This window comes from Rhizobium ruizarguesonis, from assembly GCF_017357285.1.
GTDB lineage: Bacteria > Pseudomonadota > Alphaproteobacteria > Rhizobiales > Rhizobiaceae > Rhizobium > Rhizobium ruizarguesonis.
Genome location: NZ_CP071678.1, coordinates 3,905,103 through 3,923,023, shown reverse-complemented (window position 1 = coordinate 3,923,023; position 17,921 = coordinate 3,905,103). Strand labels below are relative to the sequence as shown.

The 17,921-nt window shown below is 58.8% G+C and carries 19 protein-coding genes and 1 pseudogene; 14 read left to right on the top strand and 6 right to left on the bottom strand.

Going from position 1 to position 17,921, the window contains the following annotated elements; genetic code table 11:
* Positions 1-87: 87 nt before the first annotated feature.
* Positions 88-675 carry a DUF1134 domain-containing protein gene (locus J3P73_RS19405; RefSeq protein ID WP_018073704.1) on the bottom strand — a complete coding sequence of 196 codons (588 nt, stop codon included), beginning with the start codon at positions 673-675 and terminating at the stop codon, positions 88-90.
* Positions 676-869: 194 nt separating this feature from the next.
* Between J3P73_RS19405 and chpT the strand changes: the two genes are divergently transcribed.
* Positions 870-1,517 carry a histidine phosphotransferase ChpT gene (gene chpT / locus J3P73_RS19400; protein WP_024319370.1) on the top strand — a complete coding sequence of 216 codons (648 nt, stop codon included), beginning with the start codon at positions 870-872 and terminating at the stop codon, positions 1,515-1,517.
* Between the two features lie 120 nt (positions 1,518-1,637).
* Positions 1,638-2,000: a response regulator gene (locus tag J3P73_RS19395; protein WP_003542364.1), complete on the top strand. Its 363-nt coding sequence runs from the start codon at positions 1,638-1,640 to the stop codon at positions 1,998-2,000.
* 236 nt (positions 2,001-2,236) lie between these two features.
* Here the strand turns inward: J3P73_RS19395 and ctrA are convergent, their stop codons facing one another.
* Positions 2,237-2,938 (bottom strand): response regulator transcription factor CtrA, encoded by a 702-nt coding sequence (gene ctrA / locus J3P73_RS19390; RefSeq protein WP_003542362.1) that lies wholly within the window; start codon positions 2,936-2,938, stop codon positions 2,237-2,239.
* A gap of 436 nt (positions 2,939-3,374) precedes the next feature.
* On the opposite strand from ctrA, the gene J3P73_RS19385 reads away from it, so the two are divergent.
* Positions 3,375-3,725, top strand: a complete 351-nt coding sequence (locus tag J3P73_RS19385; RefSeq protein ID WP_024319371.1) for a hypothetical protein — start codon at positions 3,375-3,377, stop codon at positions 3,723-3,725.
* A 463-nt stretch (positions 3,726-4,188) separates the two neighbouring features.
* Here J3P73_RS19385 and J3P73_RS19380 read toward each other — a convergent pair whose 3' ends face one another.
* On the bottom strand, positions 4,189-4,467 hold the full coding sequence (locus tag J3P73_RS19380) for a GNAT family N-acetyltransferase (RefSeq protein WP_017965846.1): 279 nt from the start codon (positions 4,465-4,467) through the stop codon (positions 4,189-4,191).
* 55 nt (positions 4,468-4,522) lie between these two features.
* On the opposite strand from J3P73_RS19380, the gene J3P73_RS19375 reads away from it, so the two are divergent.
* Complete coding sequence (locus tag J3P73_RS19375; protein WP_018073707.1) at positions 4,523-5,089, top strand: paraquat-inducible protein A; 567 nt, start codon at positions 4,523-4,525, stop codon at positions 5,087-5,089.
* A gap of 22 nt (positions 5,090-5,111) precedes the next feature.
* Here the strand turns inward: J3P73_RS19375 and sciP are convergent, their stop codons facing one another.
* Positions 5,112-5,387 carry a CtrA inhibitor SciP gene (sciP, locus tag J3P73_RS19370; protein WP_007533628.1) on the bottom strand — a complete coding sequence of 92 codons (276 nt, stop codon included), beginning with the start codon at positions 5,385-5,387 and terminating at the stop codon, positions 5,112-5,114.
* A 400-nt stretch (positions 5,388-5,787) separates the two neighbouring features.
* On the opposite strand from sciP, the gene J3P73_RS19365 reads away from it, so the two are divergent.
* A complete protein-coding gene (locus J3P73_RS19365) occupies positions 5,788-6,534 on the top strand; it encodes a helix-turn-helix transcriptional regulator (RefSeq protein ID WP_207579685.1) in 747 nt (248 codons plus the stop codon).
* Between the two features lie 74 nt (positions 6,535-6,608).
* Positions 6,609-7,359, top strand: a pseudogene (locus tag J3P73_RS19360) (IS5 family transposase).
* Positions 7,360-7,492: 133 nt separating this feature from the next.
* Here the strand turns inward: J3P73_RS19360 and J3P73_RS19355 are convergent.
* A complete protein-coding gene (locus J3P73_RS19355; protein ID WP_026171029.1) occupies positions 7,493-8,218 on the bottom strand; it encodes a sugar transferase in 726 nt (241 codons plus the stop codon).
* Between the two features lie 643 nt (positions 8,219-8,861).
* Complete coding sequence (cysQ, locus tag J3P73_RS19350; protein ID WP_130692497.1) at positions 8,862-9,659, bottom strand: 3'(2'),5'-bisphosphate nucleotidase CysQ; 798 nt, start codon at positions 9,657-9,659, stop codon at positions 8,862-8,864.
* Positions 9,660-10,204: 545 nt separating this feature from the next.
* Between cysQ and J3P73_RS19345 the strand changes: the two genes are divergently transcribed.
* The 8 genes from J3P73_RS19345 to J3P73_RS19310 all read left to right on the top strand — a co-directional run bounded on the left by J3P73_RS19345 (position 10,205) and on the right by J3P73_RS19310 (position 17,891).
* A complete protein-coding gene (locus tag J3P73_RS19345; RefSeq protein ID WP_003561974.1) occupies positions 10,205-11,107 on the top strand; it encodes a branched-chain amino acid ABC transporter permease in 903 nt (300 codons plus the stop codon).
* Between the two features lie 4 nt (positions 11,108-11,111).
* Positions 11,112-12,503, top strand: coding sequence for a high-affinity branched-chain amino acid ABC transporter permease LivM (gene livM / locus J3P73_RS19340; RefSeq protein ID WP_018073713.1), 1,392 nt, complete (start codon positions 11,112-11,114; stop codon positions 12,501-12,503).
* Positions 12,503-13,378 carry an ABC transporter ATP-binding protein gene (locus tag J3P73_RS19335; RefSeq protein WP_012758697.1) on the top strand — a complete coding sequence of 292 codons (876 nt, stop codon included), beginning with the start codon at positions 12,503-12,505 and terminating at the stop codon, positions 13,376-13,378. The genes livM and J3P73_RS19335 overlap by 1 nt, the downstream gene beginning before the upstream one ends.
* The gene (locus J3P73_RS19330; protein ID WP_018073714.1) at positions 13,378-14,121 is read left to right on the top strand and encodes an ABC transporter ATP-binding protein; all 744 of its coding nucleotides are present in this window, start codon (positions 13,378-13,380) and stop codon (positions 14,119-14,121) included. The genes J3P73_RS19335 and J3P73_RS19330 overlap by 1 nt, the downstream gene beginning before the upstream one ends.
* Before the next feature lie 19 nt (positions 14,122-14,140).
* Positions 14,141-14,494 carry a DUF6867 family protein gene (locus J3P73_RS19325; RefSeq protein ID WP_003561969.1) on the top strand — a complete coding sequence of 118 codons (354 nt, stop codon included), beginning with the start codon at positions 14,141-14,143 and terminating at the stop codon, positions 14,492-14,494.
* A gap of 120 nt (positions 14,495-14,614) precedes the next feature.
* On the top strand, positions 14,615-15,736 hold the full coding sequence (locus J3P73_RS19320) for a branched-chain amino acid ABC transporter substrate-binding protein (protein ID WP_003542332.1): 1,122 nt from the start codon (positions 14,615-14,617) through the stop codon (positions 15,734-15,736).
* A 135-nt stretch (positions 15,737-15,871) separates the two neighbouring features.
* A complete protein-coding gene (locus tag J3P73_RS19315; RefSeq protein ID WP_018073715.1) occupies positions 15,872-16,843 on the top strand; it encodes a 2-hydroxyacid dehydrogenase in 972 nt (323 codons plus the stop codon).
* Positions 16,844-16,934: 91 nt separating this feature from the next.
* Entirely contained in the window at positions 16,935-17,891 is a 957-nt protein-coding gene (locus tag J3P73_RS19310) for an IS481 family transposase (protein ID WP_130769800.1), read from the top strand.
* Positions 17,892-17,921 lie beyond the last annotated feature (30 nt).

Genomic DNA, 17,921 nt, shown 5'->3' with positions numbered 1-17,921 from the left:
GGGGTCAGCCGCGATGATTAAGCACGCATGACACGCATGGCAAGGCCGCCGGTGTGAACGGCGGCAGATTCCAGTGGCTTTGCGGCCTCAGAAAGGGTTCCAGGTCGGCGCCTGGGTGATCTTGAGATAGCCGACATTGACGCCGAGGCGGGCGCCGACGCCAGTGCGGATCGGCACGACCAACACGTCGTTGTTCTTGAGCAAGGTCATGCCGAAGCCGGCAATCACATAGGCCGAGCCGCTGACGCCGCCGAAGCGCGCATAGATGCCGTTGACGGAGGGCAGGTCGTAGACCAGCATCATCACGCGCGAGCCCTGGCCGCCGTAATCGAGGCCGAGCGAAGGTCCCTGCCAGTAGAGATTATGTTCGCCGGCGTTCTTGGTGTTCAACTGGCCTTCGCCATAGGTAAGACCAGCGATGAAGGCGCCGCCGCCTTCCTGTCCGAGGATATAGCCGTTTGGCAGGCCGTATTTCTGGAAGGCACTCTCGACGACCTTGGCAAGTCCGCCGCTGGCGGAGCCGAAGAAGGAGTGGCCGGCGTCGACGATTTCCTGCATCGTGTACTGGCCGTTGTCCTGGGCGGCAGCCGGCCCGGCAACCATCAGCGAGGAGAAGACGAGGGTCGAAAGCAACCTGAAGAAGCCGATGAATCGGTGCGGAAATCGAGGGCGCATTGTGTCATCCGTTCGTCGTTTGGCTGAGAGCGGGCAAACGCTCGCGGCGATTGGTGCATTTTGCCCCGATGATCTTAACAATCGGTTTACCAAATATGGTGTCTTTATGGCACCAAGTACGATCGCAAACTTCGCGCAATTTTGATGAAGCATATTCCGGGCGCGATGAAATTGCCGCCCCTCAGGAGACGATGATGTCCAAGAACCCAAATCTTACCCTGTCCGGCCCGGATCTGGCCGCGCTTCTTTGCAGCCGCGTTTGCCACGATGTCATCTCGCCCGTCGGCGCGATTAATAACGGGCTGGAGCTCCTCGATGAAGGCGGCGCCGATGCCGATGCGATGGACCTGATCCGCACCAGCGCGCTCAACGCTTCCGTCCGCTTGAAATTTGCACGCCTGGCCTTCGGCGCATCGGGTTCCGTCGGCGCCTCGATCGACACCGGCGAAGCCGAACGCGCTGCCAAGGATTTCGCCGTCGCCGAGAAGAAGACCGAAGTGATCTGGAACGGACCGCGCGCCATCGTCGCCAAGAACCGTGTCAAGCTGCTGCTTAACCTCTTCCTCGTTGCCTATTCCGCCATTCCGCGCGGCGGCGTGCTCGAGGTAACGCTCGAAAATCCCGAGTTCGACGCAAGGTTCAAGCTCACGGTCAAAGGCAAACTGATGCGCTTGCCGCCGAAATTCGTCGAGATATCGACAGGCTCCATCGAGGAGGCGATCGACGCCCATTCGATCCAGCCCTATTACACCGTGCTTCTGGCGCAGGAGTGCGGAATGACCCTTGAGCACAGCGCTAGCGCCGACGAACTGGTGTTCACGGCGGTGGCCGCGGCAGCCTGATTTCGGCGCGCGGACGCGTGTCTGCGCTCGTCCGGTAACGATTCCTTAGCCTGATGGACCTATTCTCCAGGGTTGTAAGAGGCCTCCTGCTACGACGAATGCGGGGGCAAAGGAGCGGCCATGCAAAGGTTCATGATCACCGATAATTCGGACATCGTCCGCAAGGTCGGCAAGCGCATTCTCTCCGAACTCGACTTTCTCGTCAGCGAAGCTTCCAACGCCGGCGAGGCGCTGCAGCGCTGCCAGGCGGAGCTGCCGGAATATCTGATCGTCGATTCCGGCATGGAAGGCGCGCTCGACCTCATCGCCGCCATCCGCGCCATGGAGGGCGGCAAAGAGGTCAAGATCTATTACTGCGTCGTCGAGGCGGATCTGAAGAAGCTGATGGCAGGCAAACGGGCCGGTGCCACCGACTTCCTGCTGAAGCCGTTCGACCGCAAGATCCTGACCGCCGTTTTCGGAAACCGCGCGATCGCCGCCTGACCGGCACAGCCTCTTCCCCGCCGATATCGGCGTCCCTGGAGCATGACGCCGAAAGTGCAAGCACGTTCGACGGCTGCCACGTTCTATTTTCTTCACCGAGATACAGGGCACTTCAGGCCGATTCAGCCTAAGATCCTCTACAACAGGGTAGTCTCTCCCAGCGCAGGCAGAAACGAAAAATCCCGCCGAAAAGGCGGGATCTTCGTTTGTCCGATAAGGGGGATCGGAAAAAAATATCAGGCGGTTTCTGCGTATTCGGCACCATCCGGCTCGCGAAGAACGTAACCACGGCCCCAGACGGTCTCGATGTAGTTGGCACCGCCGGCAGCATTGGCGAGCTTCTTGCGGAGCTTGCAGATGAAAACGTCGATGATCTTCAGTTCCGGCTCGTCCATGCCGCCGTAGAGGTGGTTCAGGAACATTTCCTTGGTGAGGGTGGTGCCCTTGCGGAGCGAAAGCAGCTCCAGCATCTGATATTCCTTGCCCGTCAGGTGGACGCGCTGGCCGCCGACTTCGACAGTCTTGGCATCGAGGTTGACGATCAGCTCGCCGGTCATGATGACCGACTGGGCATGGCCCTTGGAGCGACGGACGATGGCGTGGATACGGGCGACGAGCTCGTCCTTGTGGAACGGCTTGGTCATGTAGTCGTCGGCGCCGAAGCCGAGGCCACGAACCTTGTCTTCGATGCCGGCCATGCCCGACAGAATGAGGATCGGTGTCTTGACCTTGGACAGTCGGAGAGTGCGAAGCACCTCATATCCGGACATGTCGGGCAGGTTCAGATCGAGAAGGATGATGTCATAATCATACAGCTTGCCCAGATCGACGCCTTCTTCACCGAGATCGGTGGTATAAACATTAAAACTCTCTGATTTCAGCATCAACTCGATGCTCTGCGCCGTCGCGCTGTCATCCTCGATTAGAAGTACCCGCATAATTATCCCCTTTACCGCCGCCGAAAGGTGGTCTGGCCCCCTACACGATACCGAACACGCTACGTGATTTGGAAGCTGCCACGAAATGGTTAACAAATTCTAATTCACTCTGGCAAGGAGTATCGAATTTATTAAATAATTTTTCCATTTCTCTGTTTTCCAATAGGAATCTCAAAAAGGCGTTCCTCAACTTTAACATTAGGAAACAGCGCTAAGTGATTCATCCGACTCGCCAATGAAAAGGTTCGAATTTCATGCCTCGGCATTTACCGACCCTTAAATCATCGGGCCTATCATTAACGATGCCCGTAAACGAAAGGTTACCAGCGGTAGGTATTTGTTAATATCGCAGGAAATTTTTTAGCAAACCGTGTCAAAGCGGCGCGCAGGGCGGTTTCAAGTTGAGCCGGGGTCTCGCATCACGGGAGTAATGCGTATGAAGTCGCGAGAAAGTCTCGTTCGCCTGAAGGAATTTCAGGTGAACGAAAAACGACGTCAGCTGCAGCAGTTGCAGATGATGATGTCCGAATTCGAACGGATGACGAAGGATCTGGAGAGCCAGATCGTCGTCGAGGAAAAGAAGTCCGGTATTTCCGACCCGAATCACTTTGCTTATCCGACCTTCGCCAAGGCCGCGCGTCAGCGGGCTGACAACCTGCAGGTTTCGATCAAGGAACTGAAGATGCAGGAGGAGACGCTGGAAATGGCGCTCGAGGAGATGCAGGCGGAATATGCAAGGGCCACAGCGCTGGAAGAGCGTGACGGCGCCGCCCGCGCAAGGGCGTAAGAGAAACGGCGGGCGCCGGCTTCGGCGCTCTGGGATCGCCACTGAGAAGCCATGTATGATGGGCGCGCTGTCCGTCATACATGGCTTTTGGTGTTTGCGCCCTCGGGCAGCTCTCGCCGAAATCGAGGTTGTCACGCCGCGAGCGATCGAAGAGGCTACGTGCAGAGCGGGTCACATCGAGCGTGATTCACGCGACGCGATTCATGCCTTTTTGCGCGTGTTCCAAAACCGCGGCATGTCTTTGAGCGACGCGCATTAGAGCGCCGCGCGTCCTTTCGGACACGCGAAGGACGCTCTAACTCTTTCAATCCTCGCATCGTGCTTTTCCGAAAATCGATTCCGATTTTCGGGCCGATGGCCTAAAGCGCGTCGCAATCTTTCAGATTCGCTCCTCGCGCTTTATATCCTTGTTTTTACGTATGTCGTTGTCGCAAAACCGCTGCACAGTTTTGCGCGACGTGCTCTAGTTCACGACGTCCTTCCATTCCGGATGGCGTTGCGCCTGCGCCTTGAAGAAGGGGCAAAGCGGGATGATCTTCCAGCCACCGGTGCGGGCTGCTTCCACAGCGTGGAGCGCCAACGCCTGGCCGACGCCCTTGCCGCGTAGCGCATCGGGAACGCCGGTGTGATCGATGATGACCAGCTTCGGCGATGTGCGTGAATAGGTCATCTCCGCCTCGTGTCCTTCGACCTCGGCCGCATAACGGCCGCCGGAGGCGCCTTCCTCGTTTCGAATGTCCATTGTCTTTCCTCGTAACGGATATTGTCGTGGCGGACCGTGACATGGCGGCGCGGTCGTGCCAAGCCGTGGAGGCAATAGAGGCAGGAAACGGAGTGTTCATGCAAAATATCGGGTCGATACGAGGTTCGGGGCAATGAAGGCGCTTTCGATGATTCGCCCCGTGCTTCTCGTGGCCGCGCCGTTCTTCCTGGCGCTCGGCCTCGTCTTGCCGCTGGTCCGTTTCGAGACGCTATATTTCTTCGACGATACACCGTCGCTCATCGAAATCATCGTCTCGCTTTGGCAAGGCGGGGATGGGCTGCTGGCGGCGATCGTCGCGCTGGTTTCGATCCTGCTCCCGCTTCTGAAGATGATCGGCATCACCGTGGAGGCGATGGGGATCACCGCAGAAGCGACGGCCGCCGCCGATCGGGTCGGCAGCCTGTTTTATCGTCGCGTCGTACCGCATCTGTCCAAGTGGTCGATGATGGACGTGCTGCTGGTCGCGATCGTCATTGCTGCGGCGAAGACGACGGGGCTGGCGGATGCCTTCACGCAGCCCGGCCTCTGGTGCTACGCGGCCTCGTCAATGATTTCGGGCCTTCTTCATTCCCTCATGGGAGATGCGTCCGGCCCGAAATAGATGTCGTCGATGCTAGGTGTGATCAGTGACGATATTGCTGAATGCGCGTGGTGCGCAGGCCAGCGAGACCGTGGCTGTTGATCGACGACTGCCAGGAGAGGAATTCTTCGACCGTGAGCGTATAACGCTCGCAGGCCTCTTCCAAGCTCAACAGGCCACCGCGAACAGCCGCGACAACCTCTGCCTTCCGGCGAATCACCCAGCGCCGCGTATTGGGCGGCGGAAGATCCGCAATCGTCAGGGGGCTGCCATCGGGGCCGATGACATATTTCACTCGGGGACGTATCATTTCGGTCATTGGACTCTCTACACAACGCAAGACCACGAACCCCACTCTAGCCTGCCACATTTAAAAATTGCCTAAACCCATCGTAAGACTTTGATAACAAATTTAGACGCCCGCCCTGGCCGGCGATTTGGAGCGGCCGCCTGCCGCTACGTCAATTTGTGGCGCCTGCATGGGAGCCATGCGGAATAAATATTAGCTGATTTCCCGGGATGATCTTATAAGCGCTGCAACATAAGAATGAGCGCAAGACTTCGTCTCCGTTCTTCCCGCTGTATCAGTCCAGTTCGCGCTTTTGATGCTTCGTGTCCTCGGGATGCGGGGCAGAAGCCGTCTTTGCTGATGCTCCGGCGCGAGCTTTTCGCCGCCGGCAGCGAGGCCGAGCCGAAGCTGGCCATACGAGGATACGAAGATGAAAAGACGTGAGCGCGCAGTCTACGACTGCGCTGAGGATGCTGCATTTTCGCCTTCGCAGGCCGATGGCGCCGGGGTTTCATTCAACGATGGCAAGGAACGGCTCGGCGAGATGGCGAAGCTTGCGGGCTTCGATTTCTATCTGCTCTCGGCTTTCCCGCGGGGCGACCGTACGGCCTTCACCGAAAACCGGCTGATCAGCAACTGGCCGCAAAGCCTTGTCGGCTTTTACGAGGCCGCCGATCTCTTCTATTGCAGCAGACTGGTGACCGCGATGAAGCGGACGATCGTACCGGTCTTCTGCAAAGAGGGGTCATTTGCAGGCAGCGCCGCCAATCAGGAAAACCGCAGACTCAACACGCTCTTTCAGATGCACGGGCTAAAGAATACCTTCGCCTTCGCGCTGCACGACGCTGACCTGAAACAATACATCTTCGCCTTCTCAGGCGGCTGTCCTATGCCCACACGGGAGCAGGCGATGGCGCTGCTCTACGGCTGCATGGAGCTTCTGGACAAGGTTTCGCGCAATGGCGGCGGGGAAGACGGTCCGTCGGAGGCGCTTACCCGGCGCGAAATCGAATGCCTGCGCTGGTCGGCGGCCGGCAAGAGCAGCGACGAGATCGCGATCATTCTCGATCTCTCGTCGCATACGGTGGCGGGTTATCTGAAGAGCGCGATGCGCAAGCTCGATTCGGTCAACCGCATGCAGGCGGTCGCCAGAGCATTCCGGTACCGGCTGCTCTAGGCTCCAAACCCAATCAAGCCATTGATCAAAATGGATCGCTGTGATTCATTGTGATGACAATGGGAGTTTTGATGATGGCAGGAGAGTTCTGGCTTGATGATCAGCAGTGGGCGGTGATTGCGCCTCTACTTCCCACGAACCAACCCGGTGCTCATCGCACTGACGACCGTCGAGTGATTAGTGGAATCATCCATGTCCTGCGATCGGGTTGCCGATGGCAGGATTGTCCCGCTTGCTACGGGCCTTCAACAACCATCTACAATCGCTTCCATCGCTGGTCTGCGAAAGGAATATGGCGGCGGCTGTTTGAAGCTCTGGCGCAAACAACCGATCGGGATCTTCATATGATCGACAGCACCACCGCCAAAGCCCACCGATCAGCCGCTGGCGGAAAAGGGGGGCGGATGCCGAGGCAATCGGCCGCTCGCGAGGCGGCAGATCGACAAAAATCCATGCTGTTGTCGATGGTTGCGGCCGTCCAATCGCGCTGCGAATAACGCCCGGGCAGCGCGGCGACGCACCCGTTGCCGTTCCACTGCTCACGCGCTTGCCTGCGAGCCGCCTATGTGCCGCAGACACCGCTTATGACAGCGACACATACGCGACTTCCTCACCGCCCGCGGCACGCAGCCGGTCATTCCCAACAATCCTACTCGAAAGCGCATGCAGCCCTTCGACCCCATTGCCTACAAGCGCAGGAATATTATTGAACGCACCTTCTGCCGCCTGAAGGATTGGAGGCGCATCGCAACACGATACGACAAGCTTATGATCAACTTCGAGGCAACTTGCTACATCGCTGCTCTCGTCATTTGGTGGGCATGATTGAGTCTGGAGCCTAAAGCGCGTCACATCGCGCTTTAGGTCGTCGTCTCATGCATGTGGATTTCCCAAAACCGCTGCACATTTTTGGGCGACATGCGTAAGGCAGCCGGCCCTTTCTCACAAAGCTTAAAGCTTAGAAGCCTTTACCACCGGTCAGCTCCGACATTACGGTTCCGACAATGATGCGCATGTCCATCCAGATCGAGAAATTCCCGACGTAGTAGAGATCGCTGGCAATGCGGGCGCGCGCCTTGGCGGGACGATCGGTCGGGCCGCGCAGGCCACGCATCTGGGCAAGACCCGTCATGCCGGGGCGCATCGCATGGCGCTGATGGTATTCCGGTACGAGCTCTTCGTAGAGCACGCCGCCGGCGCGCATGCCGATTGCATGGCAACGCGGGCCGACGACCGACATGTGGCCCAGCAGCACGTTCAGCAGCTGCGGCAACTCATCGACATTCGTCCGGCGCAGGATGGCGCCGATGCGGGTGACGCGCGGGTCGTCCTTGACCGTCTGGGCAACGCCGGAGACGTCGCAGAGGTCGGTGCGCATGGAACGGAACTTGTAGACCTTGATGGCCTTGCAGTTCTTGCCCCAGCGGGTCTGCTTGAAGAGCACCGGTCCCGGGCTGTCGAGCTTGATCAGCATGGCGACGAACAGAAGGAACGGGGCGAGGACGAGGAGGGCGCTCAACGACGAAAAAATGTCGAACGCCCGCTTCAGGACCAGATCCACCAACGGCGCCTGCGGCGCATCGCTATGGATAACAGGGGTCTGGATCTTCAGGCTCGGCTGCTGGCGGCGGCTCGGCCGGAAGGACTCTGTCGAAATGCTGTTGTTTAGTTCCGTGATGCTCAAGGATCGTACTCTGTTGTCTTCGAGGGGGCGCGGCGGCAATAGGCGATCAATGGTTAACCCTGTCACCAGGGCTGCACTTAGGTCTTGGTAACCCTACTAAAACGGAAAAATGCGACAATTGTGTAATGGTGTCCAGAGAAATATCGCATCGCAACAAATCTTTCGCACTTGCGTTAAGTTGAGGCAAGCTCATGATATTTCGTTAATAATTGGAATTTTGTCAAAGTTTTTAGGCCTTTGGCAGGGGTTCACCGAGGGTTGGCGACGTGCCGTTTCGACACGTGACCCGGGTCTCTTAACCGTATTTCTTAACGGAACACGAACCGAAATTTTTCGGATGAAGATATCGAGCACTGTCGAAGCGGTGCCGAAATGTGACAAAATCAAGGCAGGATTGTTGGCGCGCGGCGTCTTGAAAAGATGCAGGGCAACGAATTCGCCGCCCGAATCGCTCAATGAGGGCCGATAACGCGAATCACTTCACAGCTGGAATGGGATCGTGGACGCGCTTTAAGGAGGGACGCTTGCTCAGTTGAGGCGCGCACGCCGGAGGTCGGTCGCGGATTGTCGCGACAGGTCTGAGCTCATGGTTACGATGCAGAGAATCGCGCCGCTTGCCGGTATTCAGCGATGCTAAGGATGGTCACGCCGGTTCGAGGACGCGTTTCCTGCCGCCCCAGGAGATGAAGTTCGGGTTGGCAAAGTCGAAATCGGCCGCCGTTCCCGTCTTGCCATAGGTCAGCGGCGTTCCGTCCAGCGTCACCGTCGAACCGCCGGCGGCGCGCAGCACCGCATCGCCGGCCGCGGTGTCCCATTCCATCGTGCGGGTAAAGCGCGGATAGACGTCGGCCTTTCCTTCGGCCAGCAGGCAGAATTTCAGCGAGGAGCCGATATTGGTGCATTTGAAGATCGCGTGGTCGGCGAGGAAGCTTCCGGTCTCGGGGCTGTTGTGGCGAAGGCTTGCAAGCGCCAGCCTGTCGTCGGGCTGTTCGCGCACAGTGATTGTGCTGCGAGCGCCAACTGTGAAATCCTCCGTGACGACGAGCCTTTCGGCGTGGCCGCGCTCTCCCGAGAAGGCAAGCCCGAGCGCTGGCGCGTAGACGATGCCCGCCACCGGGGCGCCGCTCTCGATATAGGCGATGTTGACGGTGAATTCCTGCCGTCCGTCGACGAACTCGCGCGTGCCGTCCAGAGGGTCGACCAGGAAGAAGCCACGGCCTGCAATGTCGGGCACCTTGCCGGCGGCAACTGATTCTTCCGCAACGACGGGTATTTCGGGATAATCTCTGGCGAGATGAGCGAGGATGATGCGTTCGGCCTCCTCGTCGGCGATCGTGACCGGACTTGCATCCGCCTTCATGGTGACAGGGAAGCCTTCGCGCAAGACCGTGATGATGGCCTGGCCGGCTTCGAGCGCCGCCTTTTCAAATGTCCTCAGCATTGTCCTTTTGCCGTTCGCCACGCGGCGAGCACCCCGCTGTCGCTCGTCCGCAAACCATCCCTGTCACATCCAGATACTTAATTTATATGGTGTTCCCCGTCGTGCTCTGCATCCCTCAATACAAAGCTTGATGATGCTACCATAAGTTTTCAGCCTTGTCAGACGAAGATGGCGGGCATTTGCCTGTGAAATGGCATTCGTCAAAAAGGCTGCCTTGAGGTCTGAATTTGCTCCATCTTCCAATTCTGTGGAATAGCTTACGCAGCAAACAGCGCAGGAAATCGACGGCGACATCTCCGTATGGTTAAGCCAGTGGCAGTTTCTGACTAAAAATAGATCCTGCTTTGCCGTTTTTCTGTGGATTTTGGTTCAAAACGCGCCATTTAGGCCTGTTCTGACAAGAATCTGTCGGAGTAAATCCTTTTTGTCTTCACATTTCCAACGAAACCGCTATGCATTCGGCCTATGAGGTTCTCTGAAACGGAGAACTGAAGAACCAAAAAGAGATGCAGCATTTTAGGCTCGCATCCAGGGGAAAACGACATATGGAGTATTTCGTCCAGCAGCTCTTAAATGGGCTGACGCTCGGATCCATCTATGGCCTTGTGGCTATTGGCTATACGATGGTTTACGGCATTATCGGCATGATCAATTTCGCCCATGGCGACATCTTCATGCTCGGTGGTTTCGCCGCTCTTATCGTCTTCCTCGTCCTCACATCCATCTTCGCAGGTCTCCCGGTGGCAGTTCTGCTGCTGGCGATGCTTGTCGTCGCGATGTTGATGACGAGTTTGTGGAACTGGACGATTGAGCGCGTCGCATACCGTCCTCTGCGCGGTTCCTTCCGCCTGGCGCCGCTGATTACCGCGATCGGCATGTCGATCACGCTGTCCAACTTCATCCAGGTGACGCAGGGCCCGCGCAACAAGCCGATTCCACCGATGGTGAGCACGGTCTACCAGTTCGGCAACATCTCGGTGTCGCTGAAACAGATCATCATCATCGTGATCACGGCAGTGCTGCTCACGATCTTCTGGTACATCGTCAATCGCACCGCACTCGGCCGTGCCCAGCGCGCCACAGAGCAGGATCGCAAGATGGCGGCGTTGCTCGGCGTCAACGTCGATCAGACGATCTCGATCACTTTCGTTATGGGTGCGGCACTCGCAGCCGTCGCCGGCACGATGTATCTGATGTATTATGGCGTCGCCTCGTTTAACGACGGCTTCACGCCTGGTGTGAAGGCCTTCACGGCAGCCGTTCTCGGCGGTATCGGTTCGTTACCCGGCGCCGTCTTCGGCGGCCTCCTTATCGGCCTTATCGAGTCGCTGTGGTCGGCATATTTCACCATTGCCTACAAGGACGTCGCGACCTTTGCGATCCTGGCTTTCGTGTTGATCTTCAAACCGACCGGCATCCTCGGGCGGCCGGAAGTCGAGAAGGTATAACGTCATGGCAAACATCGAAAATTCTGCAGGCAAGCCCGATGCCGGACTTGTCCGCAAAGGCCTTACCGAAGCTCTTTTCGCCGCCGTTCTGTCGTTCGGCATGTTCGTTCTCTATGTCGGCCTCAAGACCGACCAGAACATCAGCAACGAGCTGATCATTGTCCAGCGCTGGGGCCTGCTTGCGATCTTCGTCGCGGTCGCCGCCATCGGCCGCTTCGCGACGGTGGTTTTCCTGCGGCCGCATCTCGACAACCGCAAGCTGGCGAAGGCGAGACAGGGCGAACTCGACATCTCAACCGAGAAGAGCTTCTTTCACCGGCATTTCCTGAAGATCGCGCTGATCGCGCTGCTGCTTTATCCCATGGTGGTGGTGGCGTTCAAAGGCCCTCAGGGCTCGCTGACATATGTCGACAATTTCGGCATCCAGATCCTGATCTATGTGATGCTGGCTTGGGGGCTGAACATCGTCGTCGGCCTCGCCGGCCTGCTCGACCTCGGCTATGTCGCCTTCTATGCCGTAGGCGCTTATTCCTACGCGCTGCTTTCGAGCTATTTCGGCCTGTCCTTCTGGGTGCTGCTGCCGCTTTCGGGCATCTTCGCGGCACTCTGGGGCGTCATTCTCGGCTTCCCGGTGCTGCGCCTGCGCGGCGATTACCTCGCCATCGTGACGCTTGCCTTCGGTGAAATCATTCGTCTCGTCCTCATCAACTGGACTGAAGTGACGAAAGGCACCTTCGGTATCTCGAGCATCCCGAAGGCAACACTCTTCGGCATTCCCTTCGATGCGACGGCCGGCGGCTTTGCCAAGCTCTTTCACCTGCCGATCTCCTCGGCCTATTACAAGATCTTCCTCTTTTATCTGATCCTGGCGCTCTGCATGCTGACGGCCTACGTCACCATCCGGCTGCGCCGCATGCCGATCGGACGCGCCTGGGAAGCCTTGCGCGAAGACGAGATCGCCTGCCGTTCGCTCGGCATCAATACGGTGACGACCAAGCTCACCGCCTTTGCGACGGGCGCGATGTTTGCCGGTTTCGCCGGCTCGTTCTTCGCCGCCCGCCAGGGCTTCGTTTCGCCGGAATCCTTCGTCTTCCTGGAATCGGCCGTCATTCTCGCCATCGTCGTTCTCGGCGGCATGGGTTCGCTGACCGGCATCGCGATCGCCGCCATCGTCATGGTCGGCGGCACCGAGTTGTTGCGCAGTATGGACTTCCTAAAATTGATCTTCGGACCCGATTTTACGCCGGAACTCTACCGCATGTTGATCTTCGGCCTCGCCATGGTCGTCGTCATGCTGTTCAAGCCGCGCGGCTTCGTCGGCTCGCGTGAGCCGACAGCCTTCCTCAGAGAGCGCAAGGCGATATCCGGAAGCTTCATCAAGGAGGGCCATGGTTGATGAGCCCCGTAACGAATACGATGTCTGACGACACTCTTCTCAAGGTCGAACACCTGTCGATGAAGTTCGGCGGCCTGATGGCCATCAACGACTTCTCCTTCGAAGCCAAGCGCGGCGATATCACCGCGCTGATCGGGCCGAACGGCGCCGGCAAGACCACCGTCTTCAACTGCATCACCGGCTTCTACAAGCCGACGATGGGCATGATCACGTTCAACCAGAAGAGCGGCAAGCAATATCTGCTCGAGCGCCTGCCGGACTTTCGCATCACCAGGGAAGCCAAGGTCGCACGCACCTTCCAGAACATCCGGCTCTTCTCCGGCCTGACCGTTCTCGAAAACCTGCTGGTTGCCCAGCACAACAAGCTGATGAAGGCATCGGGTTATACGATCCTCGGCCTTATCGGTGTCGGCCCCTATAGGCGGGAAGCGGCCGCTGCAATCGAGCTCGCCCGTTTCTGGCTCGAGAAGGCCGACCTGATCGACCGCGCCGACGACCCCGCCGGCGATCTGCCCTACGGCGCCCAGCGGCGTCTCGAAATTGCCCGCGCCATGTGCACCGGTCCGGAGCTGCTTTGCCTGGATGAACCGGCTGCCGGCCTCAACCCACGGGAATCGGCAACGCTCAACGCGCTGCTGAAGAGCATTCGCGCCGAAACAGGAACGTCGATCCTGCTGATCGAGCACGACATGTCGGTGGTCATGGAAATCTCCGACCACGTCGTCGTCCTCGAATATGGTCAGAAGATTTCCGATGGCACGCCGGATCACGTGAAGAACGATCCGAGGGTCATCGCGGCCTATCTCGGTGTCGAGGATGAAGAAGTGGAAGAGGTGATCGCAGCCGTCGAGCAGCTCGAAGGAGGCGCAAACTGATGGGCGATGAAGTAATGACGGGTCAACCGCTCCTTCAGGTGAATGGCGTCGAAACCTATTACGGCAATATCCGGGCGCTGGCCGGCGTCGATGTCCACGTCAACAAGGGCGAGATCGTCAGCCTGATCGGCGCCAATGGCGCCGGCAAGTCGACACTGATGATGACGATCTGCGGCAGCCCGCAGGCCCGCACCGGTTCGGTGGTCTTCGAGGGCCGCGACATCACCCGCATGCCGACACATGAAATCGCCCGTCTACGCATTGCACAGTCGCCGGAAGGCCGCCGCATCTTCCCGCGCATGACGGTTCTGGAAAATCTTCAGATGGGCGCAGGCCTCGACAATCTGAAACACTTCGCCGAAGACGTCGAGAAGATCTTCACGCTCTTCCCGCGTCTCAAGGAACGTCACGCCCAGCGGGGCGGAACACTTTCGGGTGGTGAGCAGCAGATGCTGTCGATCGGCCGCGCGCTGATGGCGCGCCCGAAGTTGCTGCTTCTCGACGAACCCTCGCTCGGTCTTGCGCCGTTGATCGTCAAGGGCATCTTCGAGGCGATCAAGAAGCTCAACGAGGCGGAGGGGCTGACCGTTTTCCTCGTCGAGCAGAACGCGTTCGCCGCCCTCAGGCTTTCTCACCGCGCCTACGTGATGGTGAACGGCAAGGTGACGATGAGCGGCTCCGGCAAGGAGCTTCTTGCCAATCCCGAGGTCCGCGCCGCCTATCTCGAAGGCGGAAGACACTAGGTCGAAAGGAGAGTTTGACATGCAGGGACTTTTCTTCGAAGCGGATGCCGGCCCCCTTGTGGCGATCCGTGTCATCGTCTTGCTCTTAGGCTTCTGGACGGCCTGGCGCGCCGGCAAAGCGGTTGCCGAAGGCTGGGCCGACTATCCGTTGGTCATCGTCTATACATTCCTGCTCGCCTGGGCGATGCAGTTCCTGCATCATGCCCTGTTCAATGGTCCGATGCTCAACGCCTTCTACTATATCCTCGACTTCGTGACGCTGCTGGTGTTCTCGACGGCCGGCTTCCGCTACCGCCGCACCAATCAGATGGTTAACAACTATTACTGGCTGTACGAGAAAACTTCCGCGTTTTCGTGGAAGGACAAACATTGACAGTCCGTTGAAACTAGGCATGAATTGCCTTCCGAGTGGAACAGCTTTCCTGGCGCAGTCAATGGTGGGTAGTGCGCTGGGCCTTGGACCGGAACCCGCCCAAAAATTGGGAGTAATAATATGAAGAAGTCTCTTCTGTCGGCAGTGGCTCTGACGGCGATGGTCGCCTTCAGCGGCAACGCGTGGGCCGACGTTCTCATCGCTGTCGCTGGTCCGCTGACTGGCCCGAACGCCGCGTTCGGCGCTCAGCTCCAGAAGGGTGCTGAACAGGCAGCCGCCGACATCAACGCGGCTGGCGGCATCAACGGCGAGCAGATCAAGATCGAACTCGGCGACGACGTCTCCGACCCGAAGCAGGGCATTTCGGTTGCCAACAAGTTCGCGGCTGACGGCGTCAAGTTCGTCATCGGCCACTTCAACTCGGGCGTTTCGATCCCGGCTTCGGAAGTCTATGCCGAAAACGGCATCCTCGAAATCACCCCGGCCGCGACGAACCCGACCTTCACGGAACGGGGCCTCTGGAACACGTTCCGCACCTGCGGCCGTGACGACCAGCAGGGTGCCATCGCCGGCAAATATCTTGCCGATCACTTCAAGGACGCCAAGATCGCTGTCGTTCACGACAAGACCCCCTACGGTCAGGGCCTTGCCGACGAAACCAAGAAGGCTATGAACGCCGCCGGCGTCACGGAAGTCATATACGAAGGCATCAATGTCGGCGACAAGGACTTCTCGGCCCTCATCGCCAAGATGAAGGAAGCCGGCGTCTCGATCATCTATTGGGGTGGTCTGCACACCGAAGCCGGTCTCATCATCCGCCAGGCGGCTGACCAGGGCCTGAAGGCGACGCTGGTTTCGGGCGACGGTATCGTTTCGAACGAACTGGCCTCGATCGCTGGCGACGCCGTCGCCGGTACGCTGAACACCTTCGGCCCCGATCCGACGGCGAACCCTGCGAACAAGGAACTCGTCGAAAAGTTCAAGGCCGCTGGTTTCAATCCGGAAGCCTACACGCTCTATTCCTACGCTGCGATGCAGACGATCGCCGGGGCCGCCAAGGCTGCCGGTTCGCTGGATCCTGAGGCCGTTGCCAAGGCCATGAAGGAAAAGGGCCCGTTCCCGACCGTTCTCGGCGACATTTCGTTCGACGAAAAGGGCGACCCGAAGATTCCTGGCTACATCATGTACGAATGGAAGAAGGGTCCGGACGGCAAGTACAGCTACTTCCCGCAGGGCATGTAAGCCTCGCTCCCCTTTATGGGATAAGATTATCGAAGCCTGGTTCCGACCGGGCTTCTTTCTTTTTGCGAGCGTTTCAATTTTCGCCTGGCTGGTCTAACTCTTGGCATCGTTTTGAAGCATTGAGCGGAACCGTCCATGTCCAAACCCCGCATTCTCGTCACCCGGCGCTGGCCAGCCACGGTGGAAACTGTCCTTGCCGCGCGTTTCGATGCGACGTTCAATCGTGACGATATTCCGCTCGGCGAAGACGAGCTGCGGCTGGCGCTCTCGACCTATGATGCCGTATTGCCGACGGTATCCGATCGGTTGCCCGCCGCCGTCTTCGACGGCGTGCCCGTCGTCACCAAGATCCTCGGCAATTTCGGCGTCGGCTACAATCACATCGATATATCAGCTGCCAAGAAGAGAGGCATTGCGGTCACAAACACGCCGGGCGTGCTGACCGACTGCACGGCCGATATCGCCATGCTGCTGCTGCTCGCCGTTGCCCGGCGCGGCGGTGAGGGCGAGCGGCAGGTACGCGCTGGTGAATGGAAGGGCTGGTGCCCGACGCATATGGTCGGCACCAAGGTGACCGGGAAGACGGTCGGCATCATCGGTTTCGGCCGAATCGGCAAGGCCTTCGCGCAACGCTGCCATTTCGGCTTCGGTATGGATGTGGTGTTCTTCAACCGTTCGCCGATCGATCCGGCGGAGGCGGCGCGTTACGGCGCGCGGCAGCTGCCGACGATCGAGGCCGTGCTGGCGGTGGCCGATTTCGTCTCGCTGCATTGCCCTGGTGGAGCAGAGAACCGACACCTGATGAATGCGGCACGGCTTGCGGCGATGAAGCCGGGCGCCTTTCTCATCAATACGGCGCGTGGCGACGTGGTGGACGAGGCGGCGCTGATTGCAGCGCTCGAGGCGGGCACGATCCGCGGCGCCGGGCTTGACGTCTACGAGGCGGAACCTGATGTGCCGGAGGCACTGCGGCGGATGGAGAACGTCATGGTGCTGCCGCATCTTGGCAGCGCTACGGAAGAGACGCGGACCGCCATGGGCATGAAGGTGGTTGACAACGTGACGGCGTTTTTCGAGGGCAGGGATGCGCCGGATCGGGTGGTTTAGCGCCTAGATGTGAGCTTTCCGGAGGTTGTCCATTCGGAGCGGATTTAGGAGACTGGAGTTACCACACCTCAGTTTTCCAGGATCACTCCGAATGAACATCCATAAGAATGCCCGACTGACCCCGTTGCGTCGAGAGGAAATGGCTTTGGCCGTTGCCAAAGGCCAAGTGTCCAAAGCCCAGGCTTCCCGCCTTTATGGTGTCTCGTCAAAGATCGTTTCGCGCTGGGTCGAACGGTTCAGGGCACAAGGACGCGCCGGGATGGCGGACCGCTCGTCCCGGCCCAAAATCAGTCCACGTCAGACGGGTCAGTCCTTGGCAGAGCGCATCGTCGCACTTCGCCGTCAGCGCCGGACAGGCAAGCACATCGCCATGGAAACAGGCGTGTCGCCCGCCACCGTCAGCCGCGTTCTCAGGCGTGCAGGCCTGTCACGGATGAAGGATGTCGATCCCGCCGAGCCGATTGTACGTTACGAATATGCCGAGCCGGGTGGTCTGATCCATCTCGATATCAAGCGCCTCGGCCGCTTTCATCGCGTCGGCCACCGCATCACCGGCAACCGGACCGGCCAAAGCAACTCGCGTGGTGTCGGCTGGGAATACGTCCACATCTGCATTGACGATGCCTCCCGCATCGCCTTTACCGATATCTTCCCCGACGAAACCGCCGTTAGCGCCATTGCCTTCCTCAAGGCGGCCGTCACCTATTATCAGAGCCTGGGCATCACAGTCACGCGGGTGATGACCGACAACGGCGCCTGCTACAAGGCCAAGGACTTCGCAACCACCTGCAAGGCACTCGGCCTCAAGCACATCCGCACCAAACCCTATACCCCCAAAACCAACGGCAAGGCGGAGCGCTTCATTCAGACGGCTTTGCGAGAGTGGGCCTATGCATGCGCCTATCCGTCATCCGAACACCGAAAAGCCCATCTGCCAAGCTGGACCCATATGTACAATTGGCATCGTCCGCACGGCAGCCTCAAATCAAAAACACCCATCAGTCGCCTCGGCCTCAACCGAGACAACCTCTTGAGCATCCACACCTAGAGCATGATGCCGAAAAGTGTGAGCGGTTTT